We start from the raw sequence: 20,560 nt of genomic DNA, 5'->3' as shown, positions 1-20,560 counted from the left end.
CTCACTCTTTTACAAACCGGTGCATAGAGGTACCGTGTAAAGTGCGCAGTTCCAGGAAATAGACGCCTGGCGCCAGCTTGCTTACATCTATGGTAGAAGAGCCATTCTCCTTATGACCGTTTGATAAGGTCCGGCCTACCCCATCCGATATGCGCCACCGGGTAACCGCTTCATTTACTTTGTAGTTGAGCTTATCTGTTACGGGATTAGGATAGACGGCAGCGTTCAACTTACCCCCTCTCACAGATAGCACGGACGTGAAGGACTCAGCTCCGGTCTGGTCCAGTTGCCGGATGCGGTAGTAAGTTAAGCCCGTAAGCGTTGTTTCATCCAAGGCCTGGTAGCGCCGCAGGGCCGTGCTATTGCCAGCAGCTGGCACGGATTGCAGGGTCCGGAAAGTATAGCCATCCTGACTACGCTGCACTTCAAACCGGTCCGTGTTCAGTTCAGTGGCTGTTTGCCAATCCAACTGCACCCCTGCCTCAACTACGGTAGCCGTAAAGCCTGCCCAGGTTACGGGCAAGGGGTTGTCGCCGGAATTGGCACTGGCAGCGACACTAGCCAGGGCAAACAAGCTAAACGTAGAGAAACGAGTAGTAGAAGTAATAGTGCCAGTACCAACTCCGGAGCCAGTACCACCCAAGTCCAGCCATTTGGTTTCAGAATCAATGGTTTTGGCAACCCGCAGCTTGGCTGGGGCATCTACCTGGTCGTCGCGGTTGCTATCCGTTCCATAGCTCAGCGTTACAATACCATCAGTAAAGCTGGTACCACCCGCTACTTTACTGATTTTAAAGTGCCGCACTCCTGAAACCCGCTTGATTTCACCGATATAAGGCAGAATGGGGGCCCCGCTTTCAATCTGTTCTGCCTTATAAGAAGTTAAGGCTGCGCCGGCTTGCGTGAGCGTGAGCGTTAAAGGCCGATAAGCCGAAATCCGACCAATTGGGTAAGCCAATGAGGTAGAGACACCACTAATGTTCAGTGTGCGAATCATCGGGCCATCAACGAAGCTAATCCTGCTACCTCCCGTGGCGGGAGCAGTAGATGGCATGGTCAGAATATTGACGTCATCGGTATGTAGCAGACCTCTGGACAAGTCTATTCCCCGGGGAAGCGTTATGGGCTTCTGTAGTGTTACTCCATCCATGTTGTCAATGATCATGACGGCATTGCAGATAAAAGTGCCAGTGCCTCTTATTAATTGTCCTCCTGCCGTACCATTCATTTTCATGGTGATTTTAGGCGTAGGGTTGCAATCAATTTTGCCGGTCCCATTTACCGTGAGATGGCCGCCCACACTAAAGCTGCCTTGCTGGTTAGCATTACCATTGGGGGCATAGGTGCATTCTGCGCCATTATTGACGGTTAGGTCACCACTCACCGCTAAATTCGGGGAATCATTAGCACCATTGCCATTTGGTATTAAAACAAGCTTTCCACCGGCTACCAACAGATTACCCCCTATACTTACGCCTTTTGCGGCGTTCATATTTACCGTGCCGCTTTGGAGCGTTAAGTTGTTCAGGATCGTCATAGGCAGGGTAAAGAGGGCGGTACTGCTGCTGCCGGTTTCACAGATGAGGTGGCCGTACTTCCGCCCGGAGCACTCCAGACTGCTTCCCGCGCCCATGGCATACTCATAGGTACTACCGCTTTGGAAATCTACTGCGGATGCTGGCTCTGCCATCCCAAATGGCGCTGAACCGGCTTGCTGACGGTATGTAGCGCCACTCTGGAAGATAACGGAGTTAGCGACCGAAGCTCCAAAAGCACTACCGGAAGTAGAAAACCCTTTGGTAGCCAAGAATTTGGAGCCACTCAGGAAAGTAATAGCCCCGGCCTGACTGCCCTGCAAACGATGCGCTGATACCCGATTGTTATTATTATTCTTGAACTCAATAGAGCCACTAATGGAAGTGATTGCGCCCGGCCCTAACTGCATGATCATGCTGCCATCGGTAGCCGCATCGAAGATGATAGAGGAGGTTGCCGGTATCTGGAGCGCATTACTGGCCCCAAGTAGAGTAAGGGAGCTAGTAGTTGACCCCAGCACATTAAAAGTAACCTGCGACGGCGCCTGAATAATCAGTTGCTTTATCGTTTCGGTGCCTTGATAGTTTACTGTTACCATGTTGGCATTGCCCCTATTAATAACCAGGACATCATCCCCGGTAGGATCAATGCGGGCTGGCGTCCACATATTAGCACTGCCTGGGTCACCGCTACTGCTTGTCCAAGCAGCAGTGGTGAAGTTAGCGGTATAGACGGGCGCAGGGGTAGAGGCCACAACCGAGCCGGGGGCGGTGGTCAAGTAGTTGGTTGTATTCCCGCCTGCCTCATTGTAGCTATATACCTCCAGGGTATAGCTGGTGGAAGGCGTCAGATTGGATACAAAGGAAGTAGTAGCAGTGCCGGCTATCAGCACGGTGTTGCCGGTACCGGTGGAACTACCTTGGCCAAACCGTGTACCGGCAGTATAGATGCTGCCGTCGGTGGGTGGTGCGGCGGCTGTACTGGTAGCCCGGATAACGGCCAAACGTTTGGCCCCATTTCCTCCCGTTAGGCTGAACTGTACCCAAGTTGGCCCTATTCCGGTAGCACTCACAGAAGGCTGCTGAGTAGGCTCTGTGCTTTGGCCAACCCCACTCAGATTAACGGTATAGCTTCCCTCATCGGAGTCATTATTGGCGATGGTCAGCACAGCCGTTTTGGTGCCGGCACTGATCGGCGAAAAACGGACTGTAAAAGTGGTATTACTACCGGCACTGACCGGGGTACTGGGTTGTAGCACAATAGAATATTGACTGGCGTTGGTACCGCTTAAGGCCACCAGGGGGCTGCCCGTGAGGTTTAGATTGCCATTTCCTGTGTTCTCAATGGTAAACACTAAATCTGCGCTAGTGCCCGCGGCTGTGGGTGTAAAGGTAGCCGTAGAGCCAACAGCATAGGAAGTAGGTCCTTGTTTCACATTGATTTCCGGCGTAGTCCCTACCCCACTCAGGTTGATGGTATAAGTACCTTCATCGGAGTCATTATTGGCAATAGTCAGCACGGCGGTTTTGGTGCCGGCGCTGGTGGGCTTAAACTGCACAGTAAAAGCAGTGGTGCCTCCAGCCACTACCGGACTACTAGGCTGAGCGGTGACGGAAAACTGATTCGCATTAATTCCGCTCAAGGCCACCTTGGGAACCCCTGTCAGGTTTAGGGCTAAGCCTCCCAGATTTTCAATGGTAAAGGATACGTCCGTTGTAGTACCAACCAAAGTAGCAGCCGGAGTGAAAGTACTCCCCACCGCATAAGAGACAATTCCCTGCTTTACATTGATTTCCGGTGCCTGCGATTCCCCACTCAGGTTGATGATATAGGGATTTTCATCCAGGTCATTATTAGCAATAGTGAGCGTGGCTGTTTTAATGCCAACACTGGATGGGGTAAACCGAACGGTAAATGTGGTGTTACCGACACCATTGACCGAGCTACCAGGCTGCGTAGTCACCGAAAATTGCCCGGCATCTGCACCGCTCACGGCTACCCGTGGGCTACCCGTCAGGCTGAGAATTCCTGTACTCAGGTTCTCAATGGTGAAGGTGATAGAATTATTGGAGCCCGGAAGGAATGGACCTCCAGGATATACAAAGGTGCTATTGGTAGCATAAGACGTAGTGCCTTGTTTTACATTGATTTCAGGTGTTATACCCTGACCTGTTAGATTGATGGTATAAGCACCTTCATCCAGGTCATTGTTGGCAATGGTGAGCACGGCCGTCTTAATACCAACACTGGAAGGTGCAAACCGAACGGTAAACGTGGTACTGCCGCCAGCACTGACTGAGCTGTTGGGCTGCGTAGTCACTGAAAATTGCCCGGCATCTGCACCACTTAGTGCCACTACAGGACTACCAGTCAGGTTTAGGGTAGCGCTTCCCAGGTTTTCAATGGTGAGGGTAGCGTCTCTAGTAGTGCCCGTAGTAGTAGGGGTATAAGTAAACGCACTATTTACAGCATAGGAAGTCGGTCCTTGTTTCACATTAATTTCCGGGGCTTGCCCTACTCCACTCAGGTTGATGGTATAAGTACCTTCATCGGAGTCATTATTGGCAATAGTCAGCACGGCGGTTTTGGTGCCAGCACTAGTGGGCGCAAATCGAACCGTAAATGTGGTAGTACTCCCTACCCCTACTGGGCTACTGGGTTGGGCTGTCACGGAAAACTGATTCGCATTGGTTCCGCTTAAAGCTACCAAGGGCGAGCCCGTGAGGGACAGCACCCCATTTCCCAGGTTCTCAATGGTGAATGCCGCATCCGTGGTAGCTCCTACTGCGGTATTGGCATAAGAGTAGGTACTACTTACTGCATAAGAGGCAGTTCCTTGCTTCACATTGATTTCCGGAGCCGGGTCAGCGGCTTGCCCGCTCAGGTTGATGACGTACGAGCCCTCGTCACTGTCGTCATTCGCAATGGTGAGCGAGGCGGTTCGCAACCCGGGGGCTGTAGGCGTAAAACGTACCGTGAAGGAGGTGAGGGTTCCGGCCACCGGGCTCGTTGGGTCCTCCAGCACAACAAATTCCGAGGAGCTGCTCGTTACTTTAGGGCTGCCCGTCAGGTGGAGGTCGGCATCTCCCGTATTCGCAATAGTGAAAGTCGCATCTGCCGTACCGCCGCCGGTAAGTGTAGTTCCGCTATACGTATAGGTTTGACCGGACGCAAATGGTGCCCCACCCTGCTGCACATCAATTTCAGGTGCCAGGCCGTGGCCAGTCAGCGTAATCGTATACGGATCTTCGTTACTGTCATTATTGGTGATGGTCAACGTTGCCGTTTTATCCCCGCCGCTACTTGGGGTAAACTGTACGCTGAATTTTTCCGACGCGCCTTCAGCCACAGAGCCGCTGCTGGGCTGGGCACTAACCGTAAAGGACCCCGAGCCGGTAAGCGCAACTCTGGGGTTTCCGGACAGCGTTAGCGGGGCCGTACCGGAATTCTGAATTTCAAATTCTATAGCTCCCGAAGAGCTGCCTACTACCTGCGAGCCAAAAGCGAAGGATGCCCCCGAAGCAAGTGACGTACCATTCTGCGTGACATCTATTTCCGGGGCGGGCGGGTCAGCAGCTGTGCCTTGCAGAGAAATAGTGTAACTCCCCTCGTCACTGTCGTTGCTGGCAATAGTGAGCGTACTGGATTTTACCCCATTGCCCGTCGGCGTAAATCTTACCGTAACGGACGTGGAGCCATTGGGGCCCGACACAGTCATATTCGGGTTATCCACTACGGTGAAGTTACTTGAACCGCTCAGCGCTGGATTGCCGCTTAGCGTCAGGTCTGCATTGCCGGTATTCAGAATGGTGAACGTAATATCCTTTTGCCCTCCGCCAGTGTACACCGTGCCAAAGTCGTAGCTATGCACATTGGTATCTGGCTGTCCTTGCACCTGCACATCAATTTCCGGCACTGCCGGGTTGGCTACGGTACCACTAAAGGTTAGAACATAGGGGTTCTCATTGCTGTCGTTGTTGTTAATGATAAGCTTAGCAGTCTTCGCCCCTGTGCTGGTAGGGGTAAACCGTAAAGTCAGGGTAGCAGGCGTCCCGTCTACTGCACCGCTCGTCGAGCCTACCAACGCAAATTCCGGCGAGCTGTCAGTATCCAATGACCCAGAGAAATTGAGAGTTGCATCACCTGAATTCTCAATGGTAACAGTAATATCCTGAGGCGAATCGGAGGTATATAGCGTACCTAAATCGGGCACAGCCGTTCCTGCTGCATAGGTTGTGCCATCCACTTTCACCCTGATTTCCGGAGCGGGTGGATTAGTAGCTGTGCCCTCCAGGATAATTTCGTAGCTGCTCTCGTTACTGTCGTTGTTATCGATGGTAAGTTTGGCCGTTTTGGTCCCCACACTGGTTGGGGCAAATTGAACCGTGAAGGTGGAGCCGCTGGCCCCTACGGGGCTGTCTGGCTGCGCCGTCACGGTAAACTGACTGGCATCTACCCCGCTTACTGCCACCCGGGGCGTACCCGTCAGGTTCAGTTCGCCATTGCCCAGGTTCTCAATCGTAAACGTGGCGTTGGTTGTCGAACCTACCTCCGTGGTCGAAAACGAGAAGGTGCTGCCTGCCGCATACGACGTAGAGCCTTCTTTTACATTGATTTCCGGCACCACTGGTTCCGGCTCCTGAACTGAGGCACTAATGTTCAGCGTATAAGGATTCTGACCACTGTCATTCAGGAGGGTCAAGATTACATTTTTTGTCCCGCTTGATGTAGGAGTAAACCTCAGCGTGAAAGTAGAAGTACCACCAATATCGATTGGACTTGAAGGTTGTGTCTGGATTGAAAACTGATTCTCGTCGCTCCCACTACGAGTTACGTAAGCCGGGCTTCGATCAGAATTTGTGTTAACCGGATCTACTACCAGATTAAGAGCAGCTGTTCCCGGGTTTTCAATGGTAAAAACCACATCAACAGAGGTTCCAATCAAGCTAGTCAAATCAGAATAGGTACTGCCCGATGAATAGCTTTGCTCCCCTTGTTTAATAACCATCTCCTGAGCCAGCGCCTGTTTGCTCACTAGGAATATGGACAGAATAGCTAACCACCAGACTGTTAGGCAAAGCCTACCCCCCCTACGCGGAATTTTTGTGATTGCCAACATATAATTTGGATTAAGTTTATTATTTTTTTCCCTATTTCTATTAATATGCAATTAATTATTATTTATATACAACATTTGAATTATAGTTTTTTTCCTTAAGCATATAAAAAAAGAGCCCTCTACCGTAGTAGAAGGCTCTTTTGAAAATTATGCGGTATAGCTGCCGTGCTCTAAGTAAAGCCTATACCGCAAGCCCGGTGCCTTGCATAAGGCTAAGTATATAACCCTTCCGATAGGATGGCTAATCCGGTTTATTAGCGACAGACAGATACCACTCATACAAAGAAATGAACGACTTAACGCACACAGGAATGTCCTTCTGCCATGACAAAGGAGCTAGCAACCGTTAAAGCAATTGGAACCAAAAGTGTAGGTTAAACAGTCCTTGAATTTGTAATTGATTCTCTCCTAGGAGCTGCAGGAAAGAGTGGCGCTTCCGGGCTTAAAGCGCGCCCATTCCGGCCGCTTATCCGCCAGCTCATTATGCTCGGGCTGTTCATCATAGGGATTCGTCAGAACCTGCATCAGCCGGTTGAGTAACGATAAATCTCCCACCTCTGCGGCTTCAATTGCTTGCTGGGCCAGGTAATTACGAAGTACATACTTAGGGTTGGCGGCCAGCATGCCTACCCGGATAGCTTCTCCGGTAGCTGTTTCGTGTTGTAGCCGTTGTGCATACCGCCGTAACCAGGCCAAAAGGGTATCATGCACCGCCGATGGCTCCGGGGTATAAGAGGCATTTTCTATCAGCTGGCGAAAGAGCGGCTCTTCTTCCTGTGTGCTGTCCCGCAAGGCCGGCGCTACATGGGAAAGCTGACGGAAAAACAACGTCATATCCATTTCCGAGGTAGTCAGGCCCTGATGGATATCTTCTAGCAGTGCCGTGTCTTCGGGCAGCGTCACGGTAAGCAACCCCAACTTACGGCGCATCATGTCCTGTTGCGTGGCTGTAAAAGTGGTGCGGTACAGCTCCAGCGCCTCATTCAGCCCTTCTACCTCGGGCACAAGTGGTGTTAAGGCCCGCCCCAGCTGCACCAGGTTCCATAAGGCTACCTGAGGCTGTTGCGCAAATGCATAGCGGTGGTGGCTAAAGTCGGTCGTGTTGGGCGTCCAGGTAGGATCATACGGCTCCAGCCAGCCATAAGGGCCGTAATCGATGGTAAGGCCCAGAATAGACATATTGTCGGTATTCATCACCCCATGCACAAAGCCCACTGACATCCAGTGCGCTACCATAACAGCCGTACGGCGACATATTTCCGCAAACCACCGCTGGTATACTGCCTCCGACGGTTCGCCTAACTCAGGATAAAAGCGGCTTATTACGTAGTTAGCCAAGGCACGCAGATTACTTAGCTCCTTTGCGGCCGTCATGAGCTGAAAGTTGCCGAACCGCACAAACGTGGGGGCAACCCGCGCCACAATAGCGCCCGGTTCGGGCTGAGGGTTACCATTGTAAAACATGTCACGCACCACCAAGTCACCAGTGCCCACCAGGCTTAGGGCCCGGGTGGTAGGTACCCCCAGCGCGTGCATGGCCTCGCTGCATAGGAATTCCCGCACCGAGGAGCGCAGCACTGCCCGGCCATCTGCCCGGCGGGAGTAGGGCGTGGGGCCGGCTCCTTTCAGTTGAATTTCCCAGGAAGAACTATCCCGAGCGGTGAGTTCCCCCAGGGAAATGGCCCGGCCGTCGCCGAGCTGCCCGGCCCAGTTGCCGAACTGGTGCCCCCCATAGCGGGCCGCAAATGGTTTCATACTGTCCACGACCAGGTTGCCGGCCAGCGCGTCGACGGCGGGGCCTTGTTCCGGTGGTCGGCTTATACCCAGAAAGTCGGCCAGCTCTTCCGACCATGCGAAGAGCCGCGGTTCGCGCACTGGGGTGGGTTTCACCTGAGAATAGCACACGCCTGGCACCTGCCGGGGTTTGGTATCGGGCGCCACTTCGCCCGGAAGTTCATCTACAAAGGAGTTATGAAAAAGGAGCTGATCAAATGACAGATTGTTCTGAGACATATAATAATGCGGTAAGACTTTGAGAAGGCACTGACTTAGCTGAGTACTAAGGCCTGTTTACCTGACTGATTTCTGGCGGAAGTCGTGATGCTGTTACCCTACAAACCTTAAAGGATACGTGAAATCCGGCCCTGCTTCCTGCCTTTTTCATCTTTTTCTCAACAAAGCCGGACGGTCAGGCAAGTCTCCCTCCTACTTCTAATTGTAAGCACTGTACGACTCACGGGTATCAATCCTACAACAAGGGGCTGGAAAACAATGGATAAGGAAACTAACAGCCACCAAATCAGTCATATTATAAAAACCAAAGGCCCCCTTCTGTATATACAGAAGGGGGCCTTTTTGAACAGCTAGAAAAGCTTAGTTAGTCTTTACCAGCTTATGGGTGGAGCGTAGCTGCTGTCCTTCGAGCATCAGCATATAGCTACCCTGTGGTAACTGGTGCAAATCCAGCTCCTGAGAAGCGGGAACCAGTGCACGGTAAACTTCCCGCCCTACAAGGTCGGTAATAACAGCCTGCACGGGGCTGTCAGAAACTGGCAACTGCACGTGCAGTACCTGCTGTACCGGGTTAGGATAAATACCCGTAATCAGCTGCGTTCCTTGAACTGTACGGACAGTAGAAAGGTGTGCTGCACCATCCTGGTCTACCTGACGCAGGCGGTAGTAAGCCCGTCCACCCATTGCCTTGGCATCCTCAAATTGGTAAGTGGTTTGAGTAGAGGTACTACCCTGCCCTGCTACCCGCCCAATTGCCTGAAATGAGCTACCCTCATAAGCTCGCTCAACAAGGAAGTATGCACTGTTGCGCTCAGAAGCAGTAGTCCACTTCACCTGCACAGTTGAGCCCTTACGCTCGGCAGTGAAGGCCGTTAACTCCACAGGAAGGGGATTGAAGCCGCCTGTCTTATTTGCCAGCGCAAAAATGACAGGTGTGGCGAATGTTTCCGTGAATAGATCTGAGGTAATGGAACCGGCTGGTGTTCCGGTACCGCCTGTTACAGGTCCTAAGTTGGCATAAGCATCGGCCCCGTTGTTGGCCGATTTTCCTACCCGCAAAGTAGCGGGCTCTACCACGTCGTCATCCTGGCCATAGTTGAGCGTGACCTGGGCGGCGCTGGCATCGGGTCCGCTCAGGCGCGTCACCCGGAAATAACGCACCCGCGAGGTGCGGTTCAGATCAGAACCTGTAGCGAATGACGTACCGTTTGGGGTAGTTTCATTCACCATCTCGGTACTGAGCACCGTGGCGGCCGTGCTGTTGAGCAGCCCCAAGGTAAAGGGCCGGTAGATTCCATCCCGACCTACGCCGAAGGTTAAGGTAGAGCCGGATGCCGGGAAGACCCGGGCTAGCGGTCCTTCTACAAAGCTATTATTGTTGCCCTTGTTGTTTTGAGCTTCACTACCTACCGTTACCAAATTTGTGGCCGAAGTGAGCAGCCGGCCATTCAGCAGGTTCAGCTGGCTTTGCACGTATGACTTTCCTACGGCCTGGATGTTAGAAGTAGCACCGGTCAGCGTTACATCATAATAGTTGCCTGCTAGTAGGTTGTACGTATCATCTACAAACACTGGCCGCCCTACGGTAGCTCCCCAGCCTGTACCTACGCGCAAGCCATCAACCGTAATGCTTTGATTAGCATTATACTGGCGCAGGGTGATACCTGCCGGGTTTTGTTCCGTTGTAAAGGCAGTGCCACCATTGCCAGTAAAACCAGCTGTTACGGTAGCGGTATTAGCCGCATTTACAGGCTCAGAGGTGGGAACTCCCGCATCGAATACAAACAGCTTAACCTCATCATCAAGCGTGCCTGCTTTCTTGCTGTACTTTACTACGAACAGGTAGCTGTTGCCGGCGGTATAATCCGCCACCGTATTGCTGGCATTCGTTACATATACAATCTGGGCTGTATTCGTTACTGTGCCGTTAAAGCTGATTCCTACGTTAAAGGTATTAGGCAGAGAACCATTTTTCAGGTGAATACGGCCGGTATAGCTGGTGTAGAGGGAGGCCGGGCTAAGGGCAAAAAAGTATTCATTGTTCACCCCTACAGTATTCACCTGAACCAGCATGGAGGTATACATGTCGCCGGTGCTAAAGGTGCGCCCTATTGGTTTCAGGGCATCTTCCCCGGAGTTGGAAACATTGGCAGCATAGCTGCCCCCAGTCAGCGAACCATACTCTGCGTAGCTAAGGGAAGCCGCACTGGTTACAATTGAATTAGTTGATCCGGAGACCACCAGCCAGCCATTGTCTGTTAGTTTGGCACTAGGGCCATAGTTAAAGTTTTCCTCCAGCACCAACTCGCCGGGTCCTCCGGTGGGAAGCACCGTAGTAGTGCTGGTATTGCCTGTGAAACCTGGCGTCAGAAAATTGACATTATTTCCACTGCCATTATATTCATATAAGGCAAAATAGTAAACCGTACCAGCGGTAAGGTTCGTTACGGTTATGGAAGTGTTGTTTCCATTGTATACTACATAGTTGCCGGGCTGGGTCACGTCACCAGCACCATAACGGGCACTGGCTGCATACATTACTCCATCTTGTGGATCACCATTTACGGCGGCTGCTTCCCGCACCACCAGCAGCCTACGCGTGCCGCCGCCTCGCACCAGGTTTACCTGGATAGAACTACCAGTAATGGCACCGAACGTAAAGCTGCCCTGCACCTTAGGCTGAGTAGCCAAGGACGGGTTTGGAGTAACGGTTCCTTTCACTGTTACGGGAGCACCTAATGCACCAGAGAAATTCTCAATCGTTCCGTTAACAGTGCCTGCCCCTTGGTTGCCCTTCAACCGCACATAAACATAGCGGTCCAGGTCGCCGCCAGGGCCGGCCGTCAGACTCAGCTTAGTGGTATAGGGTCCACCACTGGTAGCGGAGATTTCATAGCCAATGGCCGTTGTTGTGGTTACACTCTGGGTCAGGTTAGCCCCTACCAAATGATAGGATTGCTCCAAAGAAGCTGCGGGAGCTGTAGTAGAGAAAGAGAGGGTAGCCGGAGTGGCAGTGAGCGTGGGAGAAGCAACCCGTTTACCTGTGAGAGTTATTACTTGGCTGGCCAAGCCAGGATAACTGTTGGTAATGGTGCCATTCACCGGATTGGCCACTGCGCCAGCCTTCAGGCGTACGAATATCCGTTTCGACGTATTCAGGTTTCCTCCTGGTTCTGAAATAGTGCTTTGTGGCGCTGTGCCTATAGTATCTAGGGTTACTTCATAACCGGCTGAGGCCGTAATAGTAACGTTATCTATGGATTGTAGATTGGTACCATTAAAGGAATACCAGTGGTAAGCAGAGGCACGCGAGTCAGTGGCGGTGAATATTTTACCAGATTCCGGCAGTGCAGTTGGCGTAACGGTGAAAGATGGCACGCCAGAGGTTGTGAACTGACGTGATGTAGTATAGGAAGTACCCGTGCTATTCGTGGCATAAGCTGCGAAATAGTAGGTAGTGTTGGCCGTCAGTCCAGTGACGTTTGACGTAAATGCACCCGTACCTGAGCCCGAAGTAACTTTTAGGGCTCCACCAACCCCAATACGAGGGTTAGTAGAAGTATTATAGACAAAGCCGCGCTCCGTAACTGCACTTCCTCCATCCGCAGTAACAGATCCACTTAAGGTAGCGCTTGTATAGCGCACAAAAGAAGCCGAGCTTGAAGTAACGGAAGGCGCAATCCCCGATGAAGTAGAGTTGCGGGGCGTAGGCGTTCCTGCAAGGAAGTCAGCAGCGTTATCATCCGTATCGGTACCGCCATTATTGATCCGGAAATCTGCTTTCGTTGCGCTTATTGCTGGCGCTGGTCCTGTTCCTTCATAGGCGTTATTAGTAGCTGTACCACCGTATCCTATAAAATCAATAACACTTCCGTCAGTTGGGCCTTTAATTCCTGTAATGCCATTTACAAGAGCTATTCTACCGTCAGTTGCACTCATATTAAAACTGCCAATTGCATCAGCAGTAAAGGAATTGCCGTTGGCACCTCCCGCAAGTTGAATGAGGTAATATTTACCCGGCTCTATAGAGGCGTTCGGTAGCTGAAAAATATTCGAAAAACTAGCTGTAGTCGTTAAACCAGAAGCTGCATATTGAATACTATAGCCGTTCAGATTTACAGATGTTGTTCCCAGATTATATAGTTCAACAAAGTCATTCTTATACGTTGCGCCGCTATTACCGCCGCCGCCATATACCTGACTGATTACAAGAGTAGAGCTGCCTGCACCCCACCCCAGCAACGGTAGCAGAAGCAGTACCAATGACAAAAAGAAACCCCTGACACGAAGTGAAGGGGCTCGTAAACAATTAAGTAAAGGTGTAAGCATGAGGGGCAGTGTATGAAAAAGAGAAGAAGAGGCGCAAATCGGGCCACAAAGATATTATAACTTCCCGCAGTTTGAACACTAAAATCCTGTTATTGAATCATTAACAAATAGATTAAAACAAAGAAAGGCCTCCTGGAAATCCAGGAGGCCTTTCTCAATCAAATACAATAACTAGTGCGTCTATTGCTTCACTACTTTTTGGGTGAAGCGCTGACCACCGCTTACTACGGTCACCACATAGATACCGGGTTTCAGGCTGGTCATGTCCAGACGGCCTTCTGCCGAAAGCGTCTTGCTCATGTGCACGCGGCCAGTGAGGTCAGATACCGTAACCAAACCACCTTTAGCATTGCCGGGCAGCTGAATATTCAACTGGTCACGAACCGGGTTAGGATACATGGCTACAGTACCGCTGCCAGCGTTGACAACAGTAGCTACGCCTGAGTATGCAAACTTACCATCGATGTCAATCTGCTTTAGACGGTAGTAAGAAGTACCAGCCAATGGCTGAGCATCTACTGTAGCATATTCGTGGCGGGTAGTGGTATTACCCTGCCCTGCTACCGACTTTAGCGTCTGGAAGTTAATACCATCTGCCGAGCGTTCAACTTCAAACGACTTGCTATTCTTCTCCGAAGCCGTAGCCCAGTTCAGATCCACACGCTTGTTGTTCAACTTAGCCGTGAAGCTGGTGAGCTGTACTGGCAACAGAACCGGGTCACCGGGAATAATATAACCCGTTATCGGAGTGAAAGTGGTAGGAGTCTTGAAGTTGTAAGCAACACCGTTAATGGCATTCTGACCAGGGTTGTTAGCGTTGTAATCAAAAACATATACATAGTATGTTCTGGCTCTATCAAGGCCTGTGAACGTTGCAACACTACCCGAGCCGCTGGCCACTACATAATAGCCGGGGCTGATTTGGTCACCAGTGCTATAACCATTAGAACCCGGATTGTAGGCAATACCATCTTTAGGGTTATCATTCGGAGGAAGCAGAGTTGGTCTCTCACTAACTACCACCAGACGGAAACGACCGAAACCATTCGTTTCATAAGTATCACCATCGTAAGCAGGAATGTAAGTTACAGTACCAGTGGTATAGTCACTGCTGCGCACAGCACTGAAAGTAGTTTGCTTAGTGGGCTCAATTGCCAGGGCCCAGCCTTTCAGACGGTCATCCAGTACTTTATAAATTTGGTTACCATTGCTATCCGTAGTATACAGTTCCTTGCTCTGGTAACGTACTTCAGCTACTGGCAAACCTACACGGGTTGGTACGAAGCGAACATAGACTTTCGTATTTACGGAGTAAGTAGAAGCAGATGGTTGTACTTCGATAAAGGTGTGGAAGTCTCCCTCATTGCCAGTAAGCGAAATTTCAAACTGCTGCTTGTTGGTGGTGTTATAATTAGCAGGGTCTTCATCGGGAGAAACTGAAATGCGAATCAGCTCCCGTGCCCGCAAAGCAGTCAGGTTCAGCTCCCGGATTTCCGACTTCTGATTAATAACAATTGGGGTTTTGAAATCCAGGAACGAAGCTGGATCCAGGCTCAGGAAGGGACGGCTATTACCAACAACTGTTACGTTTACGGTGGTAGCAGGCTCGCTTACATGGCTGATATCACGGCTTTCCAGATCAGCAACCGTAGGCAGGTAACGCACATATACCCGGGTAGGAGCTACACTACCATTTATAGGCGTTAGTGAGTAGGACGTGAAGTTGTTATTGCCGGCATCAGTAGTAAAAAGTGAGTCAGGCGAAATCTGGAAGTTACGCGGCGCAGTGAGGAGAATAGGGCGCACCAGGAATTCGCCGGTTACTTTATACGAACGAGAGTCTGAAGGCTGGCCGGGTACCGTTGAGAAAACCGGCAGTTTGCTAGCGCCCAAAGCAGTAATTGACGATTGAGCCGAAGTACCGTTAGCAAAAGGGTTATTAGCGAGAATGCGAACCCACTGCAGCAAAGCAGTATTATTCACAGTAACCGTAATATTATGGTCATAGGCACCGGAAGGTACGGCCCGTAGGCGAACTTCAATGATGGTTTCCGGAACCTGACCATTAACTGGAGCAATCGTCAGTTTACCAGTGAAAGCAGTATTGCTGTCCTTGATACGGAACTGGATGCTGCTATTGTCCCGAACCAATTTAATAGAGTCCGTAGCAGTTAGATTACCACCACCTACTGTGAAATACAGAGACTGTGCCGAACCTGTGCCCGAAACAGTGCCAAAATTCAGCGTAGTAGGATCAACCGTCAGGTAAGGCTGATTATTGGGAAGCGACTTACCATTTAGCGTAGAGCTCTGGCTCTGGGCACCACTCGAAGAAACAGTAACTATACCAGTCCGATCATTTGGATTGGAAACAGTGGGTTTAAAGCGAACCGAGATGGTTGTTGTTAAAGTAGCGCTGTTGGAACTATTCAGCGTAAGTGTATTTCCATAAACACCCGTCGAAGGGTTCAGGATTTGGAATTCAGTGGAGTTGGAGGTAACCGTAACCGAACCAGTCAGGTTCTGACCTGAGACATTAAAGGTTTGATCAGAAGAGGCTTGCCCTACTCGCGTATCTGCGAAAGTAAATGAGCTTGGGCTAATGCTTAGCAGAGGAGCGGGCGCAATGCCTGTACCTGTTAAAGTATAAGTAGCCGGTGTTGCATTGGGAGACGAAACAGTTAAAGTCTCACTATATGATCGAGCAACGGTTGGAGCAAAGCGAACAAAAACAGAAGTTGTGCTTAGACCACCACCATTATTTTCTCGGGGCAATGTGATGCTAGTGGATGTTGAGGTGAAGCTGGACGACAAGCTCAACTCAAAACCAGCACCAACCGATACAGTTACATCACCGTCAAGACTTGTACCTTTTATCTCCACTTCACCAGTAGCAGTTGACTTCTGGTTTACTTGTGTAGCTGGAAAGGCTTGGGTACCAAAGTATCCTACACGCAAGTTTGGAGCAGCCTGTATAAAAGAAGGCAAGGCAAACAATGCCAAGAAGAAAATCCATAAGGCAGCCAGAGGGACTGGCTTATGGGCACGCATGTATGTGTGTTTCATATTAAAAAAGAAAAAGTGCAGAGTGAAAAGGTTTTGTTATCAATAGATTATTGACTTCTACCGCTCGAGCCAACAGGTGATTGTACGAGCAAAGAAGCTAGCCGTTGTTTGATTATTTCTACATATTTTATAATTATTTTGACCCAACCCAGTTCCTTCCTTTTAAACAATAATTGGACGCAATTTCGCATATTTCATGCCAATAACCTTAGGTAAAGGAGAAAAAATGAAGATGTTAGGAATTTTTTCAGCTCAAAACTTGCTTAAAGCTGATTTTGGCTGACATACAATCCTTGACTGATTTAGGTTCCTATTACATCGAATATCTTGGATTTTGTATTTTATTAATATTAAACTTTATTATTACATATCTATATTATAGTACTCCATTATATTTTGTTTATGAAAACTCAATACCCTTAGTTCTAACTTTCTGACTCTATTTATACGACAACAGACGAGGTTCCTTACAAGCACGTTCTGTTGCGTGCGTGTAAGGAGCCTCGTCTGTTGTGTATTAACTTATAAAACTGCGCGCCTACTTCCAGTCCGGCAGGTCCGCATTATCGAATAGTTTAGAGCGGTCCAGGTCACCGTCGTCCATGCCTACTACCCATACCTCTGGCGGTGTCTGGCTATCATTGGCCTGATTTACGAAGATAACCGAGGCTCCATCTGGTGAGAAGCGAGGCTCCTTGTCATTAGTACCGGCTTGCTTGCCTTCTGATAAATCAACCAAATTGGTACCATCCAGCTTCATCTTGTAAATGTGGCTATTTAGCTGTCGGCCGGCATTGGATTCAAACCCTGCGACATCGTGCGTATACAGCATTTCAGTGCCATCAATGCTGAAGGATGGGGAGTCAACGCGGCCCGGCAGGTTTTTCACAACGAGGCGTGGGTTACTACCATCGGCATTGTAGAGGTATATCTCGGAGTCGTAGGGTTTGGCACCAATGGTTTGCACCAGCAGCAGGTTCCCCTGCACGGTCCAGTCGCACTGGCGGAAGTGGCGACCTGTGGGTGCCGTAGCCAGGAGTGCAAGGCCGGTACCATCTCGATTAATGCGGTAGAGCTGGTCGTAGTGACTATAAACCAGCTGCGCACCATCCGGCGACCAGCAATACCCTATGCCTGCATTCTGGTAACCCTCTACCGAGAGCATGGTGATGCGCCGCTGCCCGGATCCATCCCGGTTCATGGTATAGAGCTGGTATTGTCCGGTGTCGTTGGAGGTGTAAGCAATTTTGTCCCGGGTGGGGCTGATCTGTGGGGCTGTTTCTGTGAAGGCGGCGGTTGTCAGGCGCTGCAGCGTACTGCCATCAGCATTGGCAGAGTAGATATCAGTGTTCCCGTCTACGGTGCGGGAAAAGACATAGCGGTTTAAAGGGAAAGAGGCCGTACGAAACGTCCATACTTCACTGCGGGCAGTTAGGCCGTCCTGGTCCCGCGTCGTAATCTGCCAGAAGTAGGCCGTGTTATACTTAAGGTTAGAAACTGTGTAAAATGTGTCCCGAATAGCAGTTGCCAGGGTATTGCGGTCAGTAGAATTGCTTTCATAAAGCTGCACATCATAACGCAGACTGTCCCCTTTGTCTGGGTCTTTACCTTGCCAGCGCAAGGTGAGCGTGACGGGCTGATCCACAGAGCCGGTAGCCGGCACCGGATTAAAGGGTGCATTCGGTGCCTGGTTATCAACAGATTGCTCCAACGCCAGCGTAACCTCGGTTAATTGCCTCTCTCCTACCGTAATGCTGCTGGTTTCACCCTTGAAACCTACTTTATGGGCCGATATAGAATATTTCCCGGCAGCAATATTTTGCAGCGAAAAGTGGCCCTCCTCATCGGTAGCAAAGGAAGAAGTAGCGGGATTAGTGGTGATAATAACATTGGCCAGCGGCTGGTTATTATGGGCATCTACCACCACACCCTGCACGGAGCCATATAAAGTAGGGGTAATAGTTTCTTCCTTGCAGCCCGTTACCAGCAATACCACAAGCAGGAGCCATAGCCAGGTTCTCTGGCTATGGGTAAAACGAAGCATGAACATAGGGCGAACGGTGGGTGTAGAAAGCAGCAGCGCGTTGAGTAGGCATCAACAGCCCAAGGCTGGAGAATACCGGAGGGAATCATCGGATATAGGGGAGCCATGGTCGTCGAGCAGACGCAGCCACACCTGATAGGCATCTTGCGGGCCGGCCATAAGTGTAGTTCTGGAAATAATAATGTCCTGCTCGGCAGGAATAAGCATGCGCCCGGCCTGGGCATTGTGCGAGGCCCCGGCAGCACCACGCCGGTCCGTACGCAACTCATAGCGTACCCATACCGGAACCGGGCTGGCATTGTGGCAATGGCCCAGAATAACCAGGAACTTCCCTTCCTTTCGCATTTCAACTTTTGCTTCGCAGGAGGAAGGGCTGGAACCGTTGCGGCGAGGTACGGCCGTACCTAAAATGGGCTGAAACAGTACGCCAAATGCGGCCAATGGTAGAACAGAAAGTCTCATAGTAATCAGAAATAATAACTACAGAATCCAGAAAATCATACAATTACCCAAAGTGCGGGGCTGGCTATGATACTAGCCGCCATTAGGGCGTGGCCTGCCCCTGCACTATGGTCATGCGGATGCCATTGCCCCGCTGGTACACCTCATAGCCCCGGGTAGTGGCCGAAGTTTCTATCTGGCGCAATTCATTGCCGACACCTTCCTGCTGAATAACATAGCGCTGGTCCTGGCCCTGCACCTGCTGCAGCACCAGATTATCGTCGCCAGTCTGCTGAATCAGGCTTTCCAGGTTGTCTCCGCGCAAGTCTGAGGCAGCCATATTACCAGTACCCCGCTGCTGCACAGTAGTGCGAAGTCCACTCCCCTGCTGACTTATTTGCGACATATTAGCAACGCCTGCCTGTTCAATCATTACCAGATTAGACAAGCTAGCGGTGCTGCCACGCTGCATGGCACTAGCCTCATTATAAGCCCCCTGCTGCATAATTATTGCCTGATCCTGTGTAGAAGTCGGTAATGATAGTGCTGATGAAGCCTTACTTATTTCCTGTGCCATTTGCTGCTCCACCGGAGCAACGCCCTGGGCCCTCACTTCTGTTAAGCAAATCGAAAGCCCAAAGCCTACGAGTAGGGAAAGGAAGCGAGAAGAAGTTTGCATAGCGTAGAGAACCAAAGGAAGTTTTTAGAGAATGACAACAATTGTAATAAATCAATATTATTTTTATTTTATTGAATTTTCAGTAGCTCCGTTACAAGGATGAGTTTACCATTATCCCTGTATAAAACCAAATAATTAATAAATTAATTATAAAATACCCTTCAAAAACATGATGTAAGCTTGCCAAAAGCCTTATTAGCTTTTATAGAGCGTTAACTAAAACCTGATAGAGCAGTTAGATAGAGCAGTTAGTACTTGAAACCCTTCCCCGGATCTATAGTTGGGGTTAAATAGTAAATATCCTACCCCGCATACACGAGGTACACGAGGTAGGATACTGTTACTCCTATAATATAATGGGTAGCCTAGGGGTGGTCCTGATGTACTACTGCTGAGTTTCCATCACCCACTTGCAGTACGGTGCTATGCTGGCCATACAAGCCCTGCTTCGTAATGGCGCTGTTGCCATCACCTACCTGGATCTGGGTGGCATAGTGGTAGCCAGCATCGTCTTGATCAATGCTGGCGTAGTTATCATTACCTACCTGAATCTGACCGGCAAAGTTTTCATCACCTTCCTGGTCAATTTCAGCCCAGTTGCGGTTGCCGCTCTGCAACTGTCCTGCCCAGTTTAAATCACCGCTCTGGGCAATGGTAGCACCGTTGCGGTTTCCCTCCTGATACTGGCCAGCATAGTTGCCACCACCTGACTGATCTACCGTAGCCAGGTTGCGGTTGCCATACTGATACTGCTCCGAAGCGTTCAGCAGCCCTACTTGTGACGAAGATGCCAGGTTACGGTTGCCGGACTGCTCCTGATAAGCGCTGTTCAGCAAACCTACCTGGTCTACATAAGCAGCGTTGCGGCGGCCATCCTGATTTTGATCAGAATAGTTGCCAGCACCAACCTGTGTTGCTTCAGCTAAGTTGCGACGACCAACCTGGTCCTGAGATGCATAGTTAGCTAGCCCTACCTGCAGAATGCTGGCTTCATTGCGCCGGCCTTCCTGTACCTGAGAAGCTTCGTTTTCATCACCCAGCTGAACAATATAAGCGGCATTATGGCGCCCATACTGTGCCTGCGAAGCTTTATTCTCATCTCCTCCCTGCCCTATAAATGCTTCATTTCTATAGCCTGACTGATCAACTGTGGCCTCATTCAAATCACCTATTTGCTCCACATCACTGCTGTTCTGCTGAGCAAAGGCTCCTCCGGCCATAAATACTAGACCTACAATTAGATTTAGCTTTTTCATCGTTTGTTTTGTTTTGGTAGACTGAGATAGTAAGAAAAGGACAATTCCCTCCGGAGGAATAATCCAAATATATATTG

General features: G+C 50.3%; 9 protein-coding genes and 1 pseudogene. 1 reads left to right on the top strand and 9 read right to left on the bottom strand.

Going from position 1 to position 20,560, the window contains the following annotated elements; genetic code table 11:
- Window position 1 precedes the first annotated feature (1 nt).
- The 5 genes and pseudogenes from Q4G72_RS13580 to Q4G72_RS13565 form a co-directional block, all read right to left on the bottom strand.
- Window positions 2–6,544 (bottom strand): choice-of-anchor D domain-containing protein, encoded by a 6,543-nt coding sequence (locus tag Q4G72_RS13580; RefSeq protein WP_303312007.1) that lies wholly within the window; start codon window positions 6,542–6,544, stop codon window positions 2–4.
- 519 nt (window positions 6,545–7,063) lie between these two features.
- Entirely contained in the window at window positions 7,064–8,668 is a 1,605-nt protein-coding gene (locus tag Q4G72_RS13575) for a protein adenylyltransferase SelO (RefSeq protein WP_303311974.1), read from the bottom strand.
- Between the two features lie 360 nt (window positions 8,669–9,028).
- Window positions 9,029–12,046, bottom strand: a complete 3,018-nt coding sequence (locus tag Q4G72_RS13570) for a T9SS type A sorting domain-containing protein (RefSeq protein WP_303311973.1) — start codon at window positions 12,044–12,046, stop codon at window positions 9,029–9,031.
- A 477-nt stretch (window positions 12,047–12,523) separates the two neighbouring features.
- Window positions 12,524–12,997 (bottom strand): annotated as a pseudogene (locus Q4G72_RS17905) (lamin tail domain-containing protein); the annotation flags it as partial.
- Window positions 12,998–13,177: 180 nt separating this feature from the next.
- A complete protein-coding gene (locus Q4G72_RS13565; protein WP_303311972.1) occupies window positions 13,178–15,148 on the bottom strand; it encodes a T9SS type A sorting domain-containing protein in 1,971 nt (656 codons plus the stop codon).
- A gap of 514 nt (window positions 15,149–15,662) precedes the next feature.
- Between Q4G72_RS13565 and Q4G72_RS13560 the strand changes: the two genes are divergently transcribed.
- Window positions 15,663–16,109, top strand: coding sequence for a hypothetical protein (locus Q4G72_RS13560; protein WP_303311971.1), 447 nt, complete (start codon window positions 15,663–15,665; stop codon window positions 16,107–16,109).
- A 492-nt stretch (window positions 16,110–16,601) separates the two neighbouring features.
- Here the strand turns inward: Q4G72_RS13560 and Q4G72_RS13555 are convergent, their stop codons facing one another.
- From Q4G72_RS13555 to Q4G72_RS13540, 4 genes are all read right to left on the bottom strand, one after another.
- A complete protein-coding gene (locus Q4G72_RS13555) occupies window positions 16,602–18,107 on the bottom strand; it encodes a carboxypeptidase-like regulatory domain-containing protein (protein ID WP_303311970.1) in 1,506 nt (501 codons plus the stop codon).
- 51 nt (window positions 18,108–18,158) lie between these two features.
- The gene (gene csgH / locus Q4G72_RS13550; protein ID WP_303311969.1) at window positions 18,159–18,569 is read right to left on the bottom strand and encodes a curli-like amyloid fiber formation chaperone CsgH; all 411 of its coding nucleotides are present in this window, start codon (window positions 18,567–18,569) and stop codon (window positions 18,159–18,161) included.
- 82 nt (window positions 18,570–18,651) lie between these two features.
- Window positions 18,652–19,227 (bottom strand): hypothetical protein, encoded by a 576-nt coding sequence (locus Q4G72_RS13545; RefSeq protein WP_303311968.1) that lies wholly within the window; start codon window positions 19,225–19,227, stop codon window positions 18,652–18,654.
- Window positions 19,228–19,592: 365 nt separating this feature from the next.
- Window positions 19,593–20,483, bottom strand: a complete 891-nt coding sequence (locus Q4G72_RS13540; RefSeq protein WP_303311967.1) for a hypothetical protein — start codon at window positions 20,481–20,483, stop codon at window positions 19,593–19,595.
- Window positions 20,484–20,560: the final 77 nt, after the last annotated feature.

This window comes from Hymenobacter sp. BT730 (assembly GCF_030542105.1).
GTDB lineage: Bacteria > Bacteroidota > Bacteroidia > Cytophagales > Hymenobacteraceae > Hymenobacter.
Note: the sequence above shows the minus strand (reverse complement) of the source record. Positions and strands in the feature narration are given on the sequence as shown.

Coding starts and splice junctions, on each gene's coding strand:
- Q4G72_RS13580 (WP_303312007.1), bottom strand. CDS start 6,544: ATGGTTATTAAACAAGGGGAGCAAAGCTATTCATCGGGCAGTACCTAT.
- Q4G72_RS13575 (WP_303311974.1), bottom strand. CDS start 8,668: ATGTCTCAGAACAATCTGTCATTTGATCAGCTCCTTTTTCATAACTCC.
- Q4G72_RS13555 (WP_303311970.1), bottom strand. CDS start 18,107: ATGCTTCGTTTTACCCATAGCCAGAGAACCTGGCTATGGCTCCTGCTT.
- csgH (WP_303311969.1), bottom strand. CDS start 18,569: ATGAGACTTTCTGTTCTACCATTGGCCGCATTTGGCGTACTGTTTCAG.
- Q4G72_RS13545 (WP_303311968.1), bottom strand. CDS start 19,227: ATGCAAACTTCTTCTCGCTTCCTTTCCCTACTCGTAGGCTTTGGGCTT.
- Q4G72_RS13540 (WP_303311967.1), bottom strand. CDS start 20,483: ATGAAAAAGCTAAATCTAATTGTAGGTCTAGTATTTATGGCCGGAGGA.